Source organism: Sulfurirhabdus autotrophica, from assembly GCF_004346685.1.
GTDB classification, from domain to species: Bacteria; Pseudomonadota; Gammaproteobacteria; order Burkholderiales; family SMCO01; genus Sulfurirhabdus; species Sulfurirhabdus autotrophica.
Genome location: NZ_SMCO01000031.1, coordinates 1 through 23,701, shown reverse-complemented (window position 1 = coordinate 23,701; position 23,701 = coordinate 1). Strand labels below are relative to the sequence as shown.

Genomic DNA, 23,701 nt, shown 5'->3' with positions numbered 1-23,701 from the left:
TTGTCTCGCTGTGTTGGTTATTTGACATGAGTGATGAAATTTCATCACTCATGTGGATGCGTTGAGTTTCCATTCGACTTGGTTTTTATTGATGTGACGAGTTATTTTGAAAGCAATATTGGCTATCAAGTGAGTACATGGTCAGGGCGGAAAAACGCAAATCAGCAGGAAAGTAAATTAAAGACACCGTTGTGGAATTGTCAGTAACATAAAGCATAGCTGAAACCGAGGCTTGACTAGCTGTTTTAACATTTGCATGGCACAATGCGAAAATATTGTGATGTCATGTTCATAATCAAAATAAATCCAATTTTAAGGCGGAGAAATTATGCGGTCAGGACGTTTGGGTGGGTTGGTAGTGCTGGTGGTGGCCATAGCTGCGTTGGCCTATTGGTTTTGGCCAGGCAGCAGTGCTAAGCACCAGGCTGAAGATACTGCGCAACTTGCCAAATTTGCCTTGGTGGAAGCCAACGACCGGAGCTTCGATGGTGGTCCTGCACTTTCGCTGACATTTACACAACCGCTGGATGCTTCTACCCGCTATGACGAGTTTGTCCAAGTTTTTGAAATGCCAGCACGGGCTGGTGAACGGAGCGCACCCCAAACTTCGGAAGGAGAGGAAACCGGGTATGAGGAGGCTCCTCCCGCTGAGCCGTCCAGTGTTAGTGTAACGCCTGAAGATACCGAAACCAAGGGTGGTAAGGTGGTTACCGGTGCCTGGGTTATAGGTGAAAATCCCCGTCTTTTGTATTTTCCTCACATCAAGCCGCAAACGCGTTATATCGTTCAAGTTAATCCTAAGCTGAAAGCAACTGGGGGGAGTTTGCTCGGGGCCGAAGCGCGTTATTCGATTCGTACTGGTGCTGTGTCGCCTGCTTATTACTTTGCCAGCCGTGGCATGGTATTGCCAGCGAAGCAAAATGGTGGTTTGCCTGTGGTGACAGTGAATGTGCCTGAGGTGGATGTGCAGTTTTTACGTATTAAAAATGAACGCCTACCGGATTTTCTGGAGCAAGTCATTGCAGGGCCAGCAAAGCCTAAAAAGAAACCCAATGAAGAGGGTGAAGAAGAAGGAGAGGGAGAAGACTGGCAATATGATTCAGCTCACCAGTCATTGAATGGTGCGGTGCCACATTATGAGCTGGACAAGCTGCACAAAATGGCTGAAAGCGTTTATACCGGCCGATATTTAACCGAGCAAAAAAAGAATCGACGAAGTGTGACCTACATCCCCGTGGAAGATGAGAAAGAGCTTCAGGAACCCGGCATTTATGTGGCAGTGATGACACAGCCCGGGCGCTTTCGTTATGAGCATCAAACCACGTATTTCTATGTGAGTGATCTTGGATTGCACTTGCGGTTGTTCGAAAATTCGGCCGATACGTTTGTGAGTTCCCTCACCGATGGTAAGGCTGTGAAGGGGGTGGAAATATCCTGGTTAGACCAGCGAGGCAAGGTGCTGGCACGTGGTGAAACGGACGGTGATGGTCGCGCTGCCTTTGCCGAGCGGGTGAAAGATGCGCGGGTGGTACTGGCAAAAAAAGGCAAGCAGATAGCCATGATCGCGCTGAAAGAACCCGCCCTCGATCTTTCCGAGTTTGATATTACCGGCGCACCATATAAACCGGTGCGGTTGTTTGCCTATTCCGGGCGAAATCTTTACCGCCCGGGTGAGACATTTGATCTTTCGATATTGGCACGGGATGCAGATGGACACTCGGTTCAGGCGCAACCGATACAAGCGATTCTCAAACGTCCGGATGGACGTAGTCAATTTACAGCAGCGTGGCAAGGCGATAAACGCTTCCCGGGCTATTTTCTGAAACGTCTGGCACTGCCTGCAGATGCGCCAACCGGGTTTTGGACACTCGAACTGCGAACAGATCCTGCGAGCAAAATTCCCAATACAGTGTATCGCTTCGGTGTGGAAGAGTTTTTGCCTGAACGGATGAAGCTGGACTTGAGCAGTCAATCCCCTGCTCTTGAGCAGGGCGCCACATTTGATATTGATGTAAAAGGTACCTACTTGTATGGCGCACCGGCGGCGGGTAATCAATTGCTTGGGGTGGTGCAGTTCGAGCGCAACCGCAATCCGCTAGCGGCAAAGTATCCTGGTTTTGAGTTTGGCGATTTTGCAGAAGATGATGCCAAGAGCCGTGAAGAGCTTCCAGAAACAAAGCTGGACGAAGAGGGGCTGAGCCAGGTGACTGTTGATGTATCGAAAGCTAAAGGGCGCCATTCGCCATTCTCGGTCAGGGCAACCATGAGCTTGCTGGAAACAGGTGGACGGCCGGTTATTCGAACCATCGAACGCGTGCTTTGGCCGGCGAAAACACTGATTGGTGTGCGGCCATTATTTACCGGGGAATACACGCGGGAGAATTCGCCTGTTGAATTTGACGTGGTGCGAGTGGATCAGCAAGGCAAAATGATTGCTGCGAAAGGTTTGCCGGTGCGCTTGTTTCGCGAAGACAGGGATTATTACTGGCGGTTTGAGGATCAACGAGGTTGGCATTCCGGATTTACCGAGACAGATGAACTGGTTGAAACGCGCACTATTTCAGTTGCTGCCTCTGGGCGGGCCAAACTCACGCTACTGGTTCGTTACGGACGCTATCGGGTAGAGATTCTTGATCCAGAAACCAATCAGACCCTGCGCTATCGTTTTTATGCAGGCTGGAGCGCCAAGACCGATGAAGCACAAGGTACACGGCCAGATCGCGTAGCGATGAAGCTGGATAAGCCGGCCTATACCGAGGGTGATACGGCAAAGCTCACCATTACACCGCCCCATGATGGTGAGGCGCTGGTGACGGTGGAAGGGGATCGCATTCTGTGGGTAAAACGAATCAGTGTTTCTGCCAAGGGAACTGATCTGAAGATTCCGGTGGCAAAAGAGTGGCTTCGGCATGATCTGTATGTCACGGTGACATCATTGCGACCAGGCAGTCAAGGTGATCTCGTCACGCCTGCCAGAGCCATCGGTATTGTCCATTTGCCACTGGAGCGCTCAGGCCGACATTTGAACGTCACCCTTGAAGCCCCACAGAAAATGCGCCCTGAAACCGTCATGAAGGTGAAAGTACGAGTGCCGGAGGCCAAAGGCAAGCAAGCCGTAGTGACGCTTTATGCGGTGGATGTGGGCATTTTAAATATTACCCGTTTTGCCACACCCGATCCGTTTGAGTTTTTCTTTGGCAAGTTGCGGTATGGTGCAGATCAGCATGATTTGTATGGGCGTTTGATTGAAAAAATGCAAGGCCAGAAAGGCCGGCTGAAGTTTGGCGGTGACGATGCCCCTAAACCTACACGCAGCATGCCCAAAAAGGTCAAGCTGATTGATCTGTTCAGTGGGCCGGTATTACTCAATGCGCAGGGTGAGGCAGAGATTTCGTTGCCAGTGCCTGATTTTAACGGCACGTTGCGGTTGATGGTGGCGGTAGCTTCTGAAGACCGATTCGGCTCAAAAGACGCTGAGGTAATAGTAGCGGCACCGGTGGTGGCAGAGTTGGCCACTCCGCGTTTCCTTGCCTTTGGCGATAAAGCGACGATCGCACTGGATGTGCACAACATGTCCGGCATTGATCAGCAGTTTAAGGTGGCAGTATCGTCAGGTGCCGGGTTGGTTATTCAGGAGGGGCAGCGTACCGTTGTCCTGAAGAACCAGCAAAAATCCACCTTGCGTTTCACGGTGGAATCCGGCCAGGCATTCGGGCTTGCAAACATCAATGTGAAAGTTGAAGGTAAAGACATTCAACTGGACAGGCACTTCCCGTTGATGGTACAGGCCACAACACCGCATACCGAAATAAGGCGATACATAACCGTTGAGGCGGGAAAATCTGTAGAGGTTCGTGATGCGGATTTATCCGGGTTGCATCCGGGTTCTGTTGCAGGGCACCTGGTACTCTCTGATAAGCCGCCAATCGATATTCGTTCAGCGATTCAGGGTTTGCTTACCTATCCCTATGGCTGTGCAGAGCAAACCACGAGCACGGCGTATCCTCATGTTTTTGTAGATGAGGCGGCGGCACGCCGATTTGGGCTTAAGCCGTATACCCGTGAGCAACGCGGGCAAATGCTGGAGGGCGCTATTGGTCGCATTGCGGCAATGCAGGCACCCAATGGCGGGTTTAGTCTGTGGGGTAACGTTTCGGATTATGAGTATTGGTTATCCTCATATGTGACAGGCTTTTTGCAGGATGCTCGTGAGCAAGGATTTGCTGTGCCAGAAGCCATGCATCGCAAGGCCATAGACTTTTTGCTGCGTGGATTGCAGGATGGTGCCCCCCGATTACCGGCAAAGAGGATCGAATTGCCCGGTATCTCCGGCAATAATGCGCAACCTTTCTGGGAAGATTATCGCTACCGCGATGCGGGCAGGTTTGCGGTGTTAGCCCATGGCGCTTACATACTTTCACGGGAGAGCAAGGCACCTGTATCCACATTGCGCCAGTTATACGAAGTGCGCGCGCAGGCACATACCGGCCTGGCGTTGGTGCATCTCGGTTTGGCATTGCACTTGATGGGAGATGAAAAACGGGCTCAGACCGCGATTGCCGATGGTTTGCGAAAAGGTCGTGATGGTGGCTATTGGTGGGGAGATTACGGCACGCCTCTCAGAGATGAAGCGTTGAGTTATGCATTGCTGGAACGCCACAAGATTAAATCAGAGGGGCTGGGTAATCTGTTGCCTCAGATTGCGGCTGAATTACAAAAGCAGCGATACTTCAGTACGCAGGAAAAAATGGCGCTGTTCCTTGCGGGACAGTCATTTATGGCTGAAACGGGTGAGCCATGGGCAGCCAGTGTGGTGTCCGGGGGCGAAACCGAGCAGCTAAGTGCCAAATCGACCCATTTCCGCGAGCTCGGAGTGAAGGCGATTAAATCGGGTATTACCGTGAGCAACACAGGGAAATCGCCGCTCTATCTTGAGTTTGCCTTGTCTGGTCACGCAATCAAGGCTCCGGAAAGCAAGAACGACCCTATTACGCTTTCTCGCACGCTTCATTCGCCAGATGGCAGCCTGATTGGGGATCGCCCTCTGAAAGTGGGTGAAAGCGTGATGGTGCATTTGGTAGCGAAATCAACCACGCAAATTTCCACTGGCTTGATTGTTGATCGTATTCCTGCAGGATTAGAGATTGAAAATCTGAACATCGTGCAAGGAGAGCAAATGGGTACAGTGCAAATTGCGGGGATGAGCCCAGCTGCAGCCATGGCGGACAGCCGAATTCGCCATATGGAATTCAGGGATGACCGATTTGTTGCAGCTGTGCAGCTGGGTTACCGCGAAATACATCTGTTTTACCGGGCTCGGGTTGTCACACCGGGTACCTTCCAGGTGCCACCGGTCTACGCAGAAGACATGTACAGGCCCAATATCTTTGGCTTGGGCAGCGGTGGCGGGACATTAAAAGTCATCGATGCACGCTCGGATAGCGGGGCGAAAAATGCGGTGGTCCCGGATGTCGTTGCCAAGCCCTGACGCGTGTTAGCGTTTCGCCATCAGATGGCGTTTGCATGGAATAGTGTAGTGGCGAAGATCAAGCGTCGCCGCCGCCGTTGGCTGGCGGTCGGCATTGTCATGGTCTTGATATTGCTGGCGCTTGACTTGCTGTTCCCTCTGCCGCAACCCGGTCGAGATTCTCCCTATGCCGTTGTGGTGCTAGCACGCGATGGCTCGCCTTTGCGCGCTTTTCCGGACGGACAGCATGTGTGGCGTCACCCGGTCAAAATAGCGGATGTCTCACCGTTATATTTGGAAGCGCTGGTTGCCTATGAAGACAAATGGTTCTGGTGGCATCCAGGTGTAAATCCTCTGGCGCTGATGCGGGCTGGTTGGCAATGGATGGTGCATGGACGGGTAATCTCGGGCGGTTCGACCATTACCATGCAAGTGGCGCGGATGCTTGATCCTACCCCTCGAACGATCACCGGCAAGCTAAGGCAAATTGCGCGGGCTTTGCAGCTGGAGTGGCATTATTCCAAACAAGGCATTTTAACGCTGTACCTTAATTACGCGCCTATGGGTGGCGTATTGGAAGGGGTTGAAGCTGCCAGTCGCGGTTATTTGTACAAACCGGCAAAACGTCTTACCCATGCCGAAGCCGCATTGCTTGCCGTATTGCCACAAGCGCCCTCGTTAATGCGCCCAGATCGATATCCGGCCCGTGCCCGTACTGCACGCGACAAAGTACTGCGGCGGCTGGAAGCAAAATGGGGGCTTACCATCGTAGCCGATGCTCTGACAGAACCCGTTTACGCCCAGCGAATACAAGAACCTCTGCTGGCACCTCTGCTAGCTGAACGGTTGCGTAAAGAGGCGAAAGGACAGCTTCGTATCGATAGCACCATCGACCCGGCAGCACAGGCTATGCTGGAAGGATTGCTGGCTGATCGTGCAGGCAGCCTTCCACCCAGAGTTTCACTGGCCACTCTGGTGATGGATAACCGCTCGCTGGAGGTGGTAGCGTATGCGGGTTCGGCCGATTTTGCTGATGATCAGCGCTTTGCTCACGTGGACATGGTACAGGCCTCCCGCTCACCAGGGTCAACGCTAAAGCCATTTTTGTACGGTTTTGCTCTGGATGAAGGGTTGATCCATTCTGAATCCTTGCTGAGCGATGTACCACAATCATTCTCCGGGTATCAGCCAGGTAATTTTCAACAGTCTTTTCATGGCGCAGTGAGTGTATCTGAAGCGCTTGTCAAATCACTCAATGTACCGGCAGTAGAAGTACTGGAAAGGTTGGACCCCGTCCGTTTCTCGGGACTGTTGCAAAGTAGCGGTCTGACGTTAAATTATCCGCGAGGCGCGTCACCCAATTTGAGCATTATTCTTGGCGGTGTGGGTACAACGCTCGAAGATCTGGTGGGGGCTTATTCCTCCTTCGCTCGCAAAGGTTTGGCAGGCAAGCCAAGGTTTATACCCCAGCAGCCAATCCAGGAGCGCAGGGTCATGAGCGAAGGTGCAGCTTTTATTGTGCGCGATATTCTTGAGACGGGCGGACCCACTGCTAAAGCCGTTAACAGTGCCGCAGGCGCGCAGCGTGGCATAGCCTGGAAAACGGGTACCAGTTTCGGATTCCGTGATGCATGGGCCATCGGCGTGAGCGATCATTACACCGTGGGTGTGTGGGTAGGTCGTCCGGATGGCACTCCCAACCCCGGGTTTTTTGGTGCCAATGTGGCTTCGCCCCTGCTTGTGGATGTGTTTTCAATACTGCCTGAAAATCGCACCGGCAAGATACGCCAGCCTCCTTCAGAAGTCACGCAGGCATTAATTTGCTGGCCGCTTGGTACCCGTCTAATTGATGAAACTGCGCCACTTTGCGCTTCGCAGCGAACTGCCTGGGTATTGGGAGGTGTTGCACCTCCCACGTTTTCAGACCGCCTGCGCAGCGGATCTGCCAGATACACTTACTATTTAAATAAAGAAAACGGGAAAAGGGTCAGCCCCGAGTGCGCCCGTGGTCCTATTGTCAAAATAGAAGCCGCCCGTTGGCCCGCAGCCCTGGAACCTTGGCTAGAGCCGGGGCTTCGCGCAAAAACATTGCCCCCAGAATGGGACGAAACTTGCGACAAGCTTTATCGCCCGGAAGCAGGAATAAAAATTCTTGGGTTGACCGACGGCGAAAAAATTCGGCGACCCAATACAGGAACCATGCCGCCGGTGAAATTGGAAGTGCGCGGGCAGCCAGGAAAAGTATACTGGATGGTGAATGGGCAAATGATCGCATCTGGCAAAGGCACTATGGCTCAGCCGATCAGGTTTAATCAGGCCGGGCGGTACGACATCACTGCGTTGGATGATCAAGGCCGTTATGACCGCATAAGCGTGAGTGTAATAGAGAGTCAATGAGGAGCAGGAATGCGTTATTGATTTGAATAAACCTGATAACCTAACCGAATTATTATAATAATGTTTGCTGATAAGCCGCAACGGAGAAAGGAATGCAAGCGAGTTTGACCAGAAAAATTCAATGGTTAATAGCCGCACACCCACAATGGTGGCTAGGGTTGATGTTGCTTACCCTGCATGCTGCCATTGCATGGGGAGTGGGCCATTGGTGGTCGCAGGCATTGATGCTGACACATTTTGGTTTATTTTTGCTGTGGCAACCACTATGGGGAGGTGAGCGGGATTTAAGCCCTGCCTATACCGTGCTGATTATTCTTAGTGGTATTTTGTTACTGTTTAATAGTTGGTGGTTACTCACTTTGTGGGTAGGTGTCTTGATTGGGCTGGTTGGTGGCAATATGCCTGGATCGGATTTGCGAAAGAAGCATCTGGTTTATCTGCTGGCTGTGACGTATTTACTGTCTCTTTTGTTGCTGTGGGTTATCCCTAACTTGCTGGGCAAGCAGGAAACCCTTCCAGCGGTGAATATGCTGGTTCGTTATGGATTGTTGGTGCTGCCACTAGCGATCATGACAGTGAAGGTGGAGATGAGCCAACCTGAAATCAGTAGCGCTGTAGATTTTTTCTCCAGCTTGATGCTTTTTTTGCTGGTAACAGTCTTGGTCCTTGGCAGTTTTACTGTCATGCTTTTCACTCAGAATATTTACCCCGTCGCTCTGGCAAAAACCTTGGTAACCATTGCTGCTGTGCTGCTAATGTTGGGCTGGTTGTGGAGCCCATTGGGCGGGTTTTCCGGATTTGGCCAGTTATTGTCCCGATACCTGTTGAGCGTGGGGATGCCGTTTGAGCGCTGGTTGCGTAATCTGGCCAGTTTTGCAGAAAAGGAACATGACCCGGCGGTGTTTCTGGGCTTGGCGATGGAAGATATCGGCAAGCTGCCATGGGTGGTTGGCGGCCATTGGGAAACCAAAGGCAGCGAAGGAAAATTTGGCGCGGAATCTCAACATTCGGCCTCATTTTCATTTCATCAGTTTACGCTGGTTTTATATACGCGCTGGCGGCTTTCTGCCGCATTGATGTTGCATGTGAAATTACTGACACAGTTGCTGGGTTATTTTTATGAAGCAAAATTGCGCGAACAGACGCAGAAGCAAAATGCCTATACCCAGGCAATTTATGAAACAGGAGCTCGACTGACTCACGATGTAAAAAACCTGTTGCAGTCCATGAAAACACTGTGCTCGGCAGCTGAAACCAGTGAAGCAGACCAAGCTGAAGCCTTGCAGGCATTAATGCGCAGGCAATTACCCCAAATTACGCAACGCCTGCAAGGTACATTGGAAAAGTTGCAGGATCCAAAGCAAAAAGCTGAAACAGGAAAGGTATCTGCGCAAATTTGGTGGCAGACCCTGCAATATCGCTATACGAATAGTGGTATCGATTTCCTCGCCAGTAAAATGGCACCTGACTTGAGCTTGCCTGCCGATTTGTTTGACAGTGTTTCAGATAATTTAATACAAAATGCACTGGAAAAGCGTAAACAGCAAAATGGTCTGAAAATCAGTGTGCGCTTTACCTGTGAACCGGAAGTTGCACTGCATGTTTGCGATAATGGTTCGGCAGCAGAAGAGAGTGTCGCTCGTAAGCTGTTTACCGGGCCGGTTCCTTCTGAATGGGGTTTGGGGGTTGGTTTGTATCAAGCAGCGCGCCAGGCAGAGCAATCAGGCTTCCAGCTTGAGCTGGCAGAAAATAGGGAAGGGCAGGTCTGTTTTGTACTGCAAGAGGTGCTTGCAGAGGATTAAGGTAACTTGCCTGCTGCAACCATTCGGCTAAAGAGAATGTTGGGTGAAATCCAGGCTACAAGGTCGTCAAACTCACCACCCGTTGCAGCCGTTCCGCTATCTGTTTGGGTGCGGCTAATAAAAGTGACACTGGCCGAATTGTTGGTATCTTCATCGGTATTGGTAGCAGAGGTATCGGCAAAAGCATTGCCATTATCACCTATTCCCCAATTATTTTTACCTTGAGAAATAATGACGGCAGGCACTGAAGAGGCAAGCGAAATAATTGAGCCTGTTGCGTCCCGCGTTTGCACGGTTTTAGTTGAAGTAGTAACAAAAGTAATTGAAGAGTTTGCAAAAGCAGGTGTTACGCTATAGCGAAATACTTTACCCCAGGCATCGAGTTTGGGGACGCCCAGTGTTGCCCAAGGAATAAAACCTGTACATGCTTGTTCCATTGCGCTCGCATTTGCACCTGTACAAACAGCTTTTTCATTGCCGTCCACATTTGAGTTTGCTGGACGTGGCAGCCTTCCGTTTGCCAAGGCAAAGCCAATCATAGCCTCCTTGATTTCTTCCAGATTTCTTTGTGTTTCTGAGATTTTTCTTTGTTCAATTTGTGTTCCAAGTGGCACCAATAATCCACCAAGCAGTAACGTGATAATAAATAACGTAATTGCGATTTCAATAAGTGTGAAGCCGTTGGAAAGATAATATAGTTGTTTTTTTTGCATGTTTGCCGTCTTATTGAAATAACAAATAATCATTAAAAGTGCTTGTGGCAACGTCTTTTTGGAAAGTGGAAGTTGCGCCCGTATTAAACCCCTCCAGATAATTAGCGGGGTTGGCTTTGTCTGAATTAGTTGTTCTGCTCTGTCCAGAAAGGGGCTTTCCGGCAATGATTACCACAACCTGTTTGTTTGAAAGTGTCGTAGTAGGATTGATATAGACATCAATGCCAGGGGGAGTAGTTGTGTTCGCAGGTTTATAAGCATTGCCCAAGCCATAGAATACACTTTCTTTCCAATTTAGCCACCAGTAAGAGTTTGAGGCAATATTGCAAATCCAATTTATACCCATACTTGGGTTTGAAATATTGGTATTTGTAAAAGGAGTGTCTGGTAAACGACCGAATAAGGTGTCAGTTGTGTCAGCGTAGGCCGGGGCTGATGAGGCATTCATTTTAGCAGCCCAAGGGTAGCGTCCACCGTTTCCGGAAGCATAATTGCTGAGACATGCAAGTACTTCGCCAGCAACACGTTTCTCAAGAAGTGGAGTAAGTTCGCTGGCGGTGATGGTAAGTAGTTTATCATTCACTATCAGTGTATTGGGTTGGGATGTGCTCGCAATATTCCCACTGATGAAGCCATCTGCTGTTCCATCGATGAAGCTGGCATTGTCTTCACCATTGCCCTTATCAAGGTAATTGATCGGATTGCATTTAGGCGTTAGGGAGGCTGGGCTAGTAGTGCATGGATCGTATGTTTTGCAGTTCGCGCCTGTGCAACTACGATCTTGATCAGAAGCAGCGCCTTGGCGGCGTAAAATTTTACCGGGTGCTAAAATTACGGCAATAGCGCCATTGTTGCCACTGCTGGCATCCAGAATAAGTTGTCCATTAGACTGTCTGGTTGAAATTGTACCTATAGTATTACTATTCAGGCAGCCAGCTGAGGAAAGTGCTGTGCAAGTAGTTCGAGTGTTATTTTTGAAGTTATTGGAAACAGCGTACCAAAGCCGTTCACCATCACCATCTCTCAAGTCTGGTAAGCCTAATGTTTTCCAAGGAAGTCTTCCGATTCTATACGCTTGCCCGGTTGAACCGTCGGAGTTTCCACAAGAGGTTTCTGCCACACCATCATCATTAAGATCTGGGCAGGGTAGATCTCCAGGTCTACCGTTCCCGTAATTCCACATAATTGCTTGGCCCATTAAAGCAACTTTTGCTTTTGCCAAAGATTCATAGGTTTTTTTATCCCGTTCATTATTCAGTTTATTGGTATTGACTGAATGGACAAATAACGAAGTTGTGCCGGTAACAAGCAAAATGAGCAAGATTATTAAAGCTTGCCCATTTTGCTTGTTGGTGTCTTTAGGAACGTTGTGAATGTTCAACGGTTTTATCATTGCGCAAACCAAACTCAATATTTACTTTGTTGTTTCATCAGGCTCATCGCTATTGTCAGCCTTGGATGATGACAAGAGTTTTGTTTGTTTTGGCGGTGTGGGGGTAACTGGTTTGACTGGATTTGAAGCAGGTTTTTCATGGTAAGCCTCTTCAATTTTGCCGCTGACGGAATCCAGTCTTTGCCCAACTTTTAATCGGACATTTTGTTCTGAATAAGGTAATTGCACATTGTAATTACCGGATTTGCTGTCGCGATTTACTTTGATGCCCTCTTCAAAAGCCTTGTTGTTGATCCAGACCGTGTGGCGGCCATCGCTGCGTTTAACTACTCCATTAAGGGTAATGCTGTCTTCAGTGGTATTGTTTGCCGTTTCCATATTGAGGTTTTGCTGGCGGGCTTTATCTAGTGCATCCCGTTGGGATGGGGTGAAGAAAAGGCGGCCCATTGCTGTATCTGCTTGAACCGTATTGCAAGTAAGCGCAATCAGCAAAATGACAAAGTAAAACCTCATGGTTTATTCCCCTGTAGCTCTTTGGGGGCAATCGTCCACCAGTCAAGCTGACAATCTGCTTGTAAAGTGGGCTGGTAGCGAATTGTGGGGATATTGTTCCCGACGCGTTGCAGCACACACTCTTCGAGTGTGAACATGCCCACTTTTAGTTGGGCAAGGGTGGTGAAAAAGCGCATCAAATCGCCTTCGTGTAACAGCTTGAATGTGAGTTTCATAGGTGATTGCCTCAGCTGGAATTGGCCGCTCTCTATGCCTGCACCTGTTGGGTAAGGTTGTTGTGCTGCTATTTGATATTCTACACCGAACATCTGTTGCACCTGATTGGTTGTGCGCAGTGCATCCAGCCAGTTTATGCGTTGCTCTGCGCCGATGAACCCATTTTTTTCCAATTCTTTGTAGGCGGGCAGGTGGCGAATGATGATTTCTTTTTCTTCGCCAGACTGCCTGTAGCGTTGTTGCGCCTGATTCAAAGTGGTTTGCTGGTTTTGCAGTGTGGTTTCCGACTGTTGCAAATTACTGCGAGAAACCAATATGCCCGCGGTGCTGAAAGCAGTGACGACCGCGAGGACAATTAATGGAATCTGTAAGGCGCGTATATCTTGCAGGGTAATCATTTAGTCGGCTCCATACGCGTTCCTGTTCCCGGTTTCAGCAATATTTTCAGCTTGAATTGTGCGCTGGTAGTCTGTGAGGTTTTTTCCATGGTGGTGCCACTCAGACCGCTGGCAGAATTGACATCCAAGGGTAACTTCAGAATGCTGACAGATTCCACATGTGTGTCTTGCCGGATGCTATCTGCAAAATGATTAATAAGCGTTATGGCAGCACGGTAATCTCCATTAAAGGGTTTTACTTCACCATCGATATAGCCCAGTTGCCATTTTTCTGTCGTGCCTCCGGAGGGCGGGGTATTGTTTTGGGGGGCTTGTTGTGACGACGAGGTGCCATCTTCCTGATCTGATGTTTGCTGGCTGATTTTCCATTTAAGGCGATTTGGTGAAATCGCCGGATTGGCATCCAGGGCATGGCTCACTATTTCCATCAATAATGTTGGGTTGTGGCTGTTGCTCTGGATTTTCTTGGCGATTTCTACTGCTTTTAACAGATTTTCAGCAGAAACGGGTGATTCGGGGAACTGCTTTGCAACTTCCTGATAGAGTGCTTCCTGCTGCCTGGTTTGTGTTGTTAAAATCTGTATCTGTTTTTCAGAGCGGCTTTGGTAGTAAAGATTGCTGCCACTCCAGATGGCTGAAATCAGCGCAATAGCTATGCCCAGACCATAAAGCCCAAACCTTGCCCGGTATTGGGCAAAACCGCGAGTCAAGGCTGTCGGCGCAAGGCTGATAGCAGGCGGTGTATTGCCCAGTGTGAGCAAATGTGGAACATTGATACATGAGGGTTTGAGTTCGCTGGGGGAAATTCCCAGACGATTAAATATGTCGGCCTGGCTTAAGTGCAGGCACTGTAATGCGGGGTCGGTGTTGAGAGAATGGCAAAGTGCTTCCAGTGTGTTTTCCTGATCAAGTACACATATAAACAGCTTCTCATCACGGGTAAGCAGTCGTTGGCTATTCAGGAAAAAACGGGTTTTTTCAATTTCTTCCGTGTAATGGGTAAAGCGGCTTTCTGTGCTATCTGCCTGCCCTGCGGGGCCATCAGTGGCGGGTTGCAAAGGGGTAAGACGGCTGACTTTAAGTTTTTGATTCTGAAAGAAACTTTGCCTCAAGCCTGCGCTATGTTCTGAAACAAGCAGCAGGGTAGGTGCCTGAATCTGCAATTTTGCTAATAACGATTGGCTGACCATGGGCAGCAGATAGACGCCCGCTATGGGTGATTGATGATGTTGCAGTACTTCCAGCCAGGGGTTTAGCAGGTCTGGATTGGTCATGGCGGCAAACAGAAAACGGTCGTCGCGCCTTTTGTCGGTTTCCCTCCCTTGTAGCCACGCCATGGTAAAAGGAGTGTTGCGATAAATCTGTTTTAATTTACGCGCCAGCATTTCCTGGCGTGTGCCACCGATGGTGTGAGGTAGCGTGTCGCTACGATAGTCTTCTTCAACAGCATCCACCAGCAGGTAAACCGGAGTGTCATCATAGGATGCTAACAGGTTGTTGAAACTGGCCCAGCCTTCCTCGTTATTGGCAAAACCCTGGCAAAATAATAGTTTGCCCGAACGCCAGTGTGCGGCAGTTGCCTGTTGTGCGGAAACGTAAAGTAAGAGTTTTGAGAACATAAATTATGTGATGGTTACAGGTTTTTTATCGGTACTCAGTCTGATTAGGTTCAAAACTTGATTTTGCCTAATATGTCATACACGGGCATTAAAACTGAATACATGATTAATCCCATGATGATTCCCAAAAAAACAGTCAATGCCGGTTCCAGCATTTTAAGTAATTTTTCGATTGATTCTTTGACTTCACGGTTGTAAAAATAACTGATATTGAGCAAGGCATTGTCCAGTGCACCAGTCTTTTCACCTACCCCCAGCATGCGTAAGACAAGGGGGGGGAATACACCCAGGTTGCGGAAACTTTCAGTCAGACCTTCTCCCGCGTTGATTTGCTGTCCGGCTCTTTGTAATGCATCGGCAATGACACGGTTATTAACGATCCCCTCACAGGTTTTCAACGCATCCAGGACCGAGATGCCGGATTGATACATTAATGCAAAAAAATTGGCAAAGCGCGCCACGATGATTTTTTTAAGTATTGGGCCGGTAAAGGGCAGAGTCAGTTTGACATGATCAAACAGGTAGCGCGCTTTGTCGTTTCTGCTTATGGTGGCTGCAATGACAATACCGGCCAGAATCGGCAAACCAAAAATGATAGGCCAGTAATGTGAGACTGTTTCAGATAGGAAAATCAGAATCCGGGTTTGCAACGGGAGTTCAATCCCCATGTTTTTGAGTAATGAAACGAGTTGCGGCACTAAATACACAAGTAAAAAGAGAATAACCGCGCTGACAACGGTTAAAACCATCGTCGGGTAAATCAGCAAGCTCCGTGTCTGGGCGATTAACTCATCCTGCCACTTGATGGAGGCCGCCAGGCTTTCAAATATCTCGGTTAGTTTGCCGGTTTGTTCACCTGCCCGTACAAGATTTGTAAATACATTGTCAAAAATGGCAGGGTGGTTTTCCAGCACTTGAGACAACATTTTCCCCCCCTCCATATCTTCCAGCATGGAAGACATGATTTCGCGGAAAGCCGGATTTTCTGCGCCATCGCGTAGATCTTTCAAGCCTTCCAGAAAGGGCACGCCGCTGCGGCAAATCTGTTCCATATGGAAACAGAAATTAATCAGATCCTGTCGTGTGATTTTTCCGCGCCAGCGGGATAACTGATTCGTCGTTTCATGGTAAGTGATGAGGTCCAATCCCATCCGTTTGAGGCGCAGCTCAAGCTCAATATCGTTTGCCGCATCCAGGGTTCCCCTGGCAGGCTGGCCGGTTTTGTTAACCGCTTTATATTGGTATGTTGGCATGTGGATTCAGCGCTATCGAACTCGCCCGGTCAGATCAATCACACGGGAAACTTCAGCCAGACTGGTTTCACCTTCCAGTACACGACGTATGCCATCGTCCGCCAGGGTTTTGAAGCCTTTTTCCAGGGCTGCATTTTTGAGTGTTTGGGCAGAGGCACGCTGGGCAATTAATCCGTCCAGATCACTGTCGATACGCAATAATTCCATCAATGCTCTGCGACCTCTGTAACCCTTGGAGTTGCAGCGCGGGCAGCCAACCGGCTTATAAATAGTGATATTGTCTTCAGGCTTGACACCCATGATTGCAGATTCATCCTGATCCGGACGGTAGGCCTCTTTGCAATGGGAGCAAAGCACGCGTACTAGTCGTTGCGCAATGACACCAATGATATTGCCTGACATGATGTCCGGTAAAATGCCGATATCCAGCAGACGGGGAAAGGCGCCCAATGCTGAATTCGTATGCAGTGTGGTAAAAACCTGATGGCCTGTCATGGCAGCTCGAAAAGCCATTTCAGCGGTTTCGTGGTCGCGGACCTCACCAACCAGAATAATGTCAGGATCTTGGCGCATGATGGAGCGAATACCGTTTGCAAAATCCATTTTGACGGCATCATTCACTGATGTTTGGCGCATTAAGGTCACGGGGTACTCAACCGGGTCCTCCAAGGTCATGATATTCACTGATTCATTATTGATGTGGCTGAGCAGAGAATACAACGTCGTTGTTTTTCCGCTGCCTGTTGGCCCCGTAACAATCACAATGCCATCCGGTCTGGCCATCATCAAGGCCAGCGTTTCCAGCGCTTCAGGTGAAAGTCCCATGTGATCCAGCGGAATGATGGATTTTTCCCGGTCCAGCACCCGCAGCACAATATTTTCGCCATGAATTGTCGGCTGGCAGGAGACCCGAAAATCAATGGAACGACCATTCAGATTCAATGATAGCCGGCCGTCCTGTGGTGCCCGCGTTTCGGCGATGTTCATGCCGCTGATAACCTTGAGGCGCACTGCAATGCCAGGCCAATAGGTTTTGTGCAAGCTGCGTACTTGTTCCAGCACACCGTCGATACGGTAGCGTACGCGCAAAAAAGCATGTTCCGGCTCAAAATGGATGTCTGACGAGCCGCGCTTGACAGCATCTACAAGCAGCGCCCCCACCAGTCTGACAACAGGCTGGGTGTATTCCCCCGTGCCGACCTGCAAACTCTGGTAGTCAATTTCTCCCGTTTCGATTTCACGCAAGATGCCATCCACGGAAAGCTCGAAGCCATAGAAGTGGTCTGCATATTCTTCCAGTTGTGCTTCGCCGGCGACCACTGTTTTGATATCAATCTGGCCGCCAAGGGTTGCACGCAACTGGTCCAGTGCCACCACATTAAACATGTCTGTAATTGCAACGACCAGGGTTTTGTTTTGGCTGTCATAAGCAATCGGCAGCAGATTGTTGTGGCGGGCAAACTCTTTTGGCACCATGCGCAGGGCTTCCGCATCAGCCACTACTTTGGAAAGATCAATGCTCTCTTGTCCTATAGTGTGAGCGAGCAGGTCCCGAATCACCGCTTCGGTGACAAAACCCAGCCTGACAAGCTGCCGTCCAATAGGTAGGTTGCTTTGCTTTTGTTCGATTAGGGCGATGCGAACCTGGTCATGGGTCACTAAACCCTGATTCACCAATAATTCACCAAGCCTGAGTTTTTTACGTTGTTCTACCATATTTATTTCGGGCTTCCAGTCGGCTCGGCAGTAGTGAGCTGGTTGATACGTGTCTGCAATAAGGTTTTATCAAAATTGGCATAGCCGCTTTTTTGAATCAAACGAAGTGCTTGCTGGTAATAGGCTAAAGCTTGTCTGGATTGCTGCAAGTGTTCCAGACTCACGGCTAGATTGTAAGCGTAGTCAGGATTGCCTAGCTCCATTTGATAAGCCTGGAAGTAAGCCTGTTCGGCAGCCGCCCATTGTGACTGGCTGGCATACAGGTTCCCCAGATTAAAAAACAGGAAGGCTGCAGGCTGATTCTGGATCAACTGTTTTAGCCGCATTTCACTGGCTGAGGGATCAGATTTACCCATGAAACTGATCAACCCGGCTTGTGCGGCAGCATTTTTCGGGTCCAGCTCCAGTACGCGCATAAGGTATTTGGCAGATTGATCGTTTTTCCCCTGTTTAGCTGAAATGGCAGCCAGGCCAAGTAAAGCATCAATATTGTTCGGTTCTGCACTGAGAAGTCGCTGATATTGTGTTTGCGCACTGTCCAGATGATTTTCTTTAAGAGCTTGATAGGCATTAGTCAGTGTGGGTGAAATGACTGTGGGTGCCGTTTCTCTTTTGAACTGGATTTTGGTCTCGTAGGGTTGACGGGTTTCCTGGCGATCCGGTTTGGCGACTGGCTGATAGGTTTCAGCGTTGCTTTGAGAAGTGTCATGCAGATTGTTTGTGGCAACTTCTGTTTGTGCTGCAGGGGGTGAGGTTTCAGCTTGCGGGGCGATATGGGCTTCAGCGATTTTGGTGTCAGTCGCTACTTTTGCTGCTTCTGCCACATGGCTGGCTGGCACAAATGGCGGAGGAGTAATGAGCTGGTAATACAAATAAGCTCCCCAGCCAGCAAGAATGAGCACGCCGATGCCTGCCACAATGGCAAATGGCGAAATCCGTTTGTGTTGCTTGGCCGCAAACAGGTTGGCGGCTGGGCTGGATTTTGGATCACGACCAGCAGATCGATAGTTGTCAGTGTAGGCAGGGTTGGCTGGGGCCTCATCTTGCAGGCTTTCCAGCGTCAGCGTGGAAGTGCTGACTGCATCAGGCGGGGTATTTTCTCCCCCTTGTTTATTTTGCTCTGCCTTCTTCAAGGCTTGCATTAACAGACTCATGGGTTTGTGCCAACTGCTCGCTGACCAGGAAGAAACCGCTGATAAAATTTAAGCTCGTCACTTTCCAAAGTTGGGTTGGTAATCACCGTAGGGCGCAGGAAAATAACCAGTTCGGTCTGACTGGTTTTTTCTTCACGCTGGCCAAACAGACTGCCGATACCGTCCAGACGGGATAATTCAGGTATGCCATCCCGGTTGCGAGAAATGTCATCCTGCATCAAACCGCCCAAAATCACCGTCTGACCACTGCTAATTTGCAGCACAGACTCCATTTCACGTACCTGAATTTCAGGAACCTGATTCGGAATTCTGCTGCTTCCGGAGCCTAAAGCCGGATTGGGATCATCTTTGAATCCCGTGATGCGGGAAATCGTGGGACGAACCGTGAGGGATACCACATCGTTTTCGTTGATTTGCGGTGTGACGCTCAGCACTATGCCAACCGGCACAGTATGTGGCGTAGACGTGTAAGTGGGTTGAACGACAAGACCGGTGGTGGATGAAGTGGAACCTTGCTGGACATCAACAGTGAAATAGACAGTGTTGTTGACAACCTTGAGCAGGGCGGTCTGGTTATTCAGCGCCATGATTTTTGGGCTGGATAGTACACGTGTTTTGCCGAAAGACTCAAGCATATCGATGGTCACACCGAAACCGGAAGATTTGTTGCTGTATGTGCCTGTCAGAAAAGAAGAAAGCGTATTGGCCAGATTGCTTTTTCCACCCAGATTGGTCTTGAATGTAAAACCAGTGCCGCTGGCAACCCGACTCCAGTCTACACCGGTTCTGTATTGGTCATTCAGGCTCACTTCAACAATGGTAGCTTCAATCAGAACCTGACGCTGTATCGCATTTTGGGTGCTGTTCAGAAATTGCGCAATCAGCTCTTGCTGGCGTTCCGTACCAAAAACGGTAACAGTGCCTGCAACCGGATTGATAATGGCATCGTCCCTAGATTCCCCGGGAGTTGTATTTGACTGATTGCCAAATGCGGTCGCAAAAAGCGTTGTGGCTCCACTGCCAGCACGGGCAACGGCCTCCGCCTGTTGCAAGCGTTCTTCGCGAGAAGCACGTGCTGTTTCTTGTCGTAATGCTTTTTCTTCCGCGCTCTGATTCGCGGATTTGGTTGCACTCAGAATGTGCCGGATATTTTCACCCAGAATTTCCCAGAAATTGTTCTTGGATTGGGTTTTGACAATCAGATTAGAGTTGTTGCCCGATGCACCGCTCTGTGAAGAGGCGGCACCGCCTGCAGCAATCGCGGAACCTGTAGTGGCTACCTGTGTAGAAACACCAATTGAAGAATCGGTGCTGCGGTCAATATTAACGTAATCAATACGGTAAGTTTTAATATAAGGTGTATCAGGCGTAACGATGAGTGTATTGCCTTCCAGCTTGTAGCGAATACTCACTTGTTTCGAAACACGATCAAGAATGGCAGGCAATGTTTCGTTAATGGCGTTCAGCGTAACCAGTCCCTGAATACCGGGGTGAATATCAACGTTAACTTTAGTGTCCCGAGCCAAGGCAAACAACAGTTCTTTGGCAGGCACTTCGTTCACAACAACACTGTAGGTTTGTGGCTTAGCTGTGGGCTTGGGTGCAGGAACATAAGTGGGAACTGTTACCAGGGGTGGAATTTCACTGGATTTAGGCATTTCTTTCGGCTGACTGATATGCCCTTCAGACAAAGGAATGTTGGCTTGATGCGCGCAGCCGGCCAAAATGGTCAGGCTGGCAGCCAGAAAGAACTTATTCATGAATGCAACCTTTGATTGTTACGATGAAGCATGGCCGTTCCCATTGTTGATTAATCTCCACTCAATATATAGCCTGTATCTATGCGGCATTATCATACCATGTTCTCATGAAATCATTTCTGACCCAGTTCAGCTCGTATCCCTTTGACAGTTCTCAAAATCGGCCGGTTCTGCTTAATCTTGGCAGGCAAGTTCGCCAATGCTTCTGCGGCTTCTCTTCTTGAAGCAAAGTTACTATATATGATTGTGAAGGAAGGATTGCCCCGTGCAATAGTACGGTACACAAAAACATTATCTATTTCAATGGACTGGCTGATTTCATGAAGATAAGATTTCAGCATTTCAGGATTGTTTGATCCAATCAGCTGAATGGCCAGGGCATCAGGTTTTTGCTGATCCAGCCAGGACGGGGTCGCAGCGATACGCGCTTCAAGAATATCTGCAGGGGCCAATGGTGGGCTGGCTTTGGCTTTTTCATTTGCTGCATTGTTCGCTTGGGGGGGCTGAACTGCATTGGCTGCTGGTGATTGCGGCGAAGCAGTTGGGGTGACGGCAGGGGCACTTGCTGGAGGAGTCGGTTGATATGTTTTCAACGCGTAAGCCAGGCCCAGGGTTGTAATGACCGACAAAACAATTGTAGCTGCCATTCGCCATGGAAATTGGCCGGGCAGATTTCCGAATTCACTGTCTTTTACAGCAGCCTGAGCGTGCTTCAGGGTGATGTTGTGTGTCCCCTCTGAATAGGCGGCAAGCAGCGTCTTGTCAGCAATAATGTTGATGCGCCGTGTAAGGCCCATTGCGTGTTTGGCGATGAAATTCACCACAGCCGGGTTAAACAGGTCGGGCCCATGGTATCCGGCTGCGCGCAAGCGGAATGACAGATATTCTTTGGTTTCTTCAGGTGTCAGTGGCCCCAAAGGGAAACTATGTGTAATCCGCTCTTTAAGCTGGCGCATGCTTTGCAGATTCAGGCTTTCATTCAGCTCGGGCTGGCCGAATAAAACGATTTGCAACAGTTTTGCCTGTTCGGTTTCAAGGTTGGAGAGCAGCCGGATTTCTTCCAGTGTTGCCAGAGGCATGCCTTGAGCCTCTTCTACCAGCACAACTACCTGCTTTCCCTGTTTATGGCGCTCAAGCAGATAGTCATGAAGAATGTGGGTGATTTCCTGTCGTGAAGCGCCAGCAGGAACCGGGAGTTGCAATTCAAAAACAATCGCATGTAGCACATCTTCTGGCGAAATGCTCGGATTAGCCAGATAAATGGTTTCAATATCCAGAGGGAGTTTTGTCGCCAGCATGCGGCAAAGCATGGTCTTGCCGCTGCCTACCTCGCCTGTGATTTTGATAATGCCCTCACCCTGGCTGAGCGCATAAATCAGCGCGTCCAGAACGGCACCGCGATTGCCGCCCCCATAAAAGAATGCCGTGTTCGGCGTAATTTTAAAGGGGGGTTGTGTCAGACCGAAATGAGTGAAATACATTGATAAAAAACGGTCTCTGCCTGTAGAAAGTTATTCTGCGCTAATCGAATACGTTTGCATCCGGCTATATAAAGTAGTGCGGTTAATCCCCAGCAATTTAGCAGCCTGGCTCAAATTACCGTGGGTCATGTTGAGCGCCACTTCCACGTAACTTTGCTCCCACTGCTTCATTGTCTGGTCCAGATCAAAATTGTTCTGGGACTGCATGTGTTTTTTTGCCATCTCATAGAGTGCCTTGGCGTCGCTGGGCATCGGCATGTCTGGTTGATAAGCAATATCAGTATCCAGCTCGGATTCAAGCTGTTCACGGCTGACTTTTTGCCCGGCACATTTGGTGGTGAGGCGAATCACAATATTACGCAACTCGCGGACATTGCCTGGGAAGTGGTAATCCTGCCATATTTGAGAAGCCTGCTTATCCAGCTCAAAAGGAACGGATTTGCTTTCTTTCGCATAAAATGCACGGTAATGATCCAGCAACGTTATCTTGTCATCCCCCAGATCACGTAATGGCGGCATGGCCACACCAAAAACGCTGATCCTGTGATAAAGATCACCACGGAAACGCCCGGCTTTAATTTCCTGTCGCAAATCACGGTTGGTGGCCGCTACCACACGGGCATTACTGACTCGCGTCTGGGTTTCACCAACACGCTGAAACTCACCGTTTTCTAAAACACGCAGCAGTTTGGCCTGGAGTTCAATAGGCAATTCACCAATTTCATCCAGAAATAGCGTGCCTTCACGTGCATCTTCAAAATAGCCGGAGCGAGAAGTGGTAGCCCCGGTAAAGGCACCTTTGCTATAGCCAAAGAGCGTCGGCTCTACCAATGTAGGCGAGATAGCCGCGCAGTTGAGTGCGAGATAGGGCTTTTGCGCGCGATTACTCAAACGATGCAGGCAAGCCGCAACCAGTTCCTTACCACTACCGGATTCGCCCTCAATCAGAACCGGGAAGGGCGCATCGGCATATTGCCTAATTTGCTGGCGTAACTTGTCCATCGGAAAGCTTTCACCAATCAGGCCGCAGGAATTTTCTCTGGGCGCTGCTTCGGCCGTCAGTTCAACATCCTGAATCATCAGTGCATTGAATAACAGGGATTTCAACTGCTCCGGTTCGCAAGGCTTTGAAATGAACTCAATTGCCCCTAAAGCGCGCGCATGCCGTGCATTGGCTTCGTCATTTTGGCCGGAAAGCACCAAAATCTTAATACCAGCAAAATGACCAAGCAGTTCGCTGATAAGCTGAAAGCCCTCGTCAGGGCGGTGTGGTTTCGGTGGTAATCCTAAATCAACCAGTGCCAGTTGTGGCGGTTCATCCAGTTGCACCAGTAAGCTTTTAACCTGGAGCCTGGATTCGGCAACATGCACAGTGAAATCTTTTGACAGCACGAAGTTAAGCGTATCGGTGATCATCGGATCATCGTCCACGATCAGTAAGCTGGGTTTGCTATCTTTTTGCGCAGTCACACTCCCTCCATTTAATATTTGTGGTGAATAATTGAGACTGTTATAAGCGGGTCAATCATCATTACCTATCGTTATGTACTTCTTGTTTTATGAGATTCTGCCAGAATTGTTAAGTATTGTCATAAACGATAACATTTTTGAAGGTATTTGATTGTAGAAAGCAATGCAGGTTTGGGTTTTTAGAATATTGGATATTTCTGTGGGTGATCGTTTTGTGTGGCAGCATCCCCGCAAATGCAACTCAATTTTAGCTAAGGGTCTTAGGAAGTTAAGCACGTTTTAAAGTGTGCTAACTTCCTAAGATGATTAATAAAAATAGATATTATTGCCGTTCTCGAATCAGCGAAGC

14 protein-coding genes are annotated in these 23,701 nt (G+C 49.3%); 3 read left to right on the top strand and 11 right to left on the bottom strand.

Annotated features, from left to right (window positions below; translation table 11 throughout):
* The first annotated feature begins 328 nt into the window (after positions 1-328).
* From EDC63_RS17410 to EDC63_RS17400, 3 genes are all read left to right on the top strand, one after another.
* A complete protein-coding gene (locus EDC63_RS17410; protein ID WP_124946868.1) occupies positions 329-5,488 on the top strand; it encodes an alpha-2-macroglobulin family protein in 5,160 nt (1,719 codons plus the stop codon).
* Positions 5,489-5,536: 48 nt separating this feature from the next.
* The gene (gene pbpC / locus EDC63_RS17405; protein WP_223248307.1) at positions 5,537-7,864 is read left to right on the top strand and encodes a penicillin-binding protein 1C; all 2,328 of its coding nucleotides are present in this window, start codon (positions 5,537-5,539) and stop codon (positions 7,862-7,864) included.
* Positions 7,865-7,956: 92 nt separating this feature from the next.
* Entirely contained in the window at positions 7,957-9,666 is a 1,710-nt protein-coding gene (locus EDC63_RS17400; RefSeq protein WP_124946867.1) for a sensor histidine kinase, read from the top strand.
* Here the strand turns inward: EDC63_RS17400 and EDC63_RS17395 are convergent.
* The 11 genes from EDC63_RS17395 to EDC63_RS17345 form a co-directional block, all read right to left on the bottom strand.
* Positions 9,663-10,379 (bottom strand): type II secretion system protein, encoded by a 717-nt coding sequence (locus tag EDC63_RS17395; RefSeq protein WP_124946866.1) that lies wholly within the window; start codon positions 10,377-10,379, stop codon positions 9,663-9,665. The two genes, EDC63_RS17400 and EDC63_RS17395, sit on opposite strands and share 4 nt — an antisense overlap.
* Before the next feature lie 10 nt (positions 10,380-10,389).
* Positions 10,390-11,691, bottom strand: a complete 1,302-nt coding sequence (locus EDC63_RS17390; RefSeq protein WP_132920971.1) for a hypothetical protein — start codon at positions 11,689-11,691, stop codon at positions 10,390-10,392.
* 102 nt (positions 11,692-11,793) lie between these two features.
* Positions 11,794-12,285 (bottom strand): hypothetical protein, encoded by a 492-nt coding sequence (locus EDC63_RS17385; protein ID WP_124946864.1) that lies wholly within the window; start codon positions 12,283-12,285, stop codon positions 11,794-11,796.
* Positions 12,282-12,899: a hypothetical protein gene (locus EDC63_RS17380; RefSeq protein WP_124946863.1), complete on the bottom strand. Its 618-nt coding sequence runs from the start codon at positions 12,897-12,899 to the stop codon at positions 12,282-12,284. Before EDC63_RS17380 ends, EDC63_RS17385 begins: the two co-directional genes overlap by 4 nt.
* Entirely contained in the window at positions 12,896-14,518 is a 1,623-nt protein-coding gene (locus EDC63_RS17375) for a hypothetical protein (protein WP_124946862.1), read from the bottom strand. Before EDC63_RS17375 ends, EDC63_RS17380 begins: the two co-directional genes overlap by 4 nt.
* A 50-nt stretch (positions 14,519-14,568) precedes the next feature.
* A complete protein-coding gene (locus EDC63_RS17370) occupies positions 14,569-15,771 on the bottom strand; it encodes a type II secretion system F family protein (RefSeq protein WP_124946861.1) in 1,203 nt (400 codons plus the stop codon).
* Positions 15,772-15,783: 12 nt separating this feature from the next.
* Entirely contained in the window at positions 15,784-17,487 is a 1,704-nt protein-coding gene (locus tag EDC63_RS17365) for a GspE/PulE family protein (RefSeq protein WP_132920970.1), read from the bottom strand.
* 2 nt (positions 17,488-17,489) lie between these two features.
* Positions 17,490-18,641: a tetratricopeptide repeat protein gene (locus EDC63_RS17360; protein WP_124946860.1), complete on the bottom strand. Its 1,152-nt coding sequence runs from the start codon at positions 18,639-18,641 to the stop codon at positions 17,490-17,492.
* Entirely contained in the window at positions 18,638-20,401 is a 1,764-nt protein-coding gene (gene mshL, locus EDC63_RS17355) for a pilus (MSHA type) biogenesis protein MshL (protein WP_124946859.1), read from the bottom strand. Before mshL ends, EDC63_RS17360 begins: the two co-directional genes overlap by 4 nt.
* Before the next feature lie 113 nt (positions 20,402-20,514).
* Positions 20,515-21,882, bottom strand: a complete 1,368-nt coding sequence (locus EDC63_RS17350) for an AAA family ATPase (protein ID WP_124946858.1) — start codon at positions 21,880-21,882, stop codon at positions 20,515-20,517.
* Positions 21,883-21,912: 30 nt separating this feature from the next.
* Positions 21,913-23,352 (bottom strand): sigma-54-dependent transcriptional regulator, encoded by a 1,440-nt coding sequence (locus EDC63_RS17345; protein ID WP_223248305.1) that lies wholly within the window; start codon positions 23,350-23,352, stop codon positions 21,913-21,915.
* Between the last annotated feature and the right edge of the window lie 349 nt (positions 23,353-23,701).

Coding starts and splice junctions, on each gene's coding strand:
- EDC63_RS17370 (WP_124946861.1), bottom strand. CDS start 15,771: ATGCCAACATACCAATATAAAGCGGTTAACAAAACCGGCCAGCCTGCC.
- EDC63_RS17375 (WP_124946862.1), bottom strand. CDS start 14,518: ATGTTCTCAAAACTCTTACTTTACGTTTCCGCACAACAGGCAACTGCC.
- EDC63_RS17380 (WP_124946863.1), bottom strand. CDS start 12,899: ATGATTACCCTGCAAGATATACGCGCCTTACAGATTCCATTAATTGTC.
- EDC63_RS17385 (WP_124946864.1), bottom strand. CDS start 12,285: ATGAGGTTTTACTTTGTCATTTTGCTGATTGCGCTTACTTGCAATACG.
- EDC63_RS17365 (WP_132920970.1), bottom strand. CDS start 17,487: ATGGTAGAACAACGTAAAAAACTCAGGCTTGGTGAATTATTGGTGAAT.
- EDC63_RS17350 (WP_124946858.1), bottom strand. CDS start 21,882: ATGTATTTCACTCATTTCGGTCTGACACAACCCCCCTTTAAAATTACG.
- mshL (WP_124946859.1), bottom strand. CDS start 20,401: ATGAATAAGTTCTTTCTGGCTGCCAGCCTGACCATTTTGGCCGGCTGC.
- EDC63_RS17360 (WP_124946860.1), bottom strand. CDS start 18,641: ATGAGTCTGTTAATGCAAGCCTTGAAGAAGGCAGAGCAAAATAAACAA.
- EDC63_RS17400 (WP_124946867.1), top strand. CDS start 7,957: ATGCAAGCGAGTTTGACCAGAAAAATTCAATGGTTAATAGCCGCACAC.
- EDC63_RS17395 (WP_124946866.1), bottom strand. CDS start 10,379: ATGCAAAAAAAACAACTATATTATCTTTCCAACGGCTTCACACTTATT.
- EDC63_RS17410 (WP_124946868.1), top strand. CDS start 329: ATGCGGTCAGGACGTTTGGGTGGGTTGGTAGTGCTGGTGGTGGCCATA.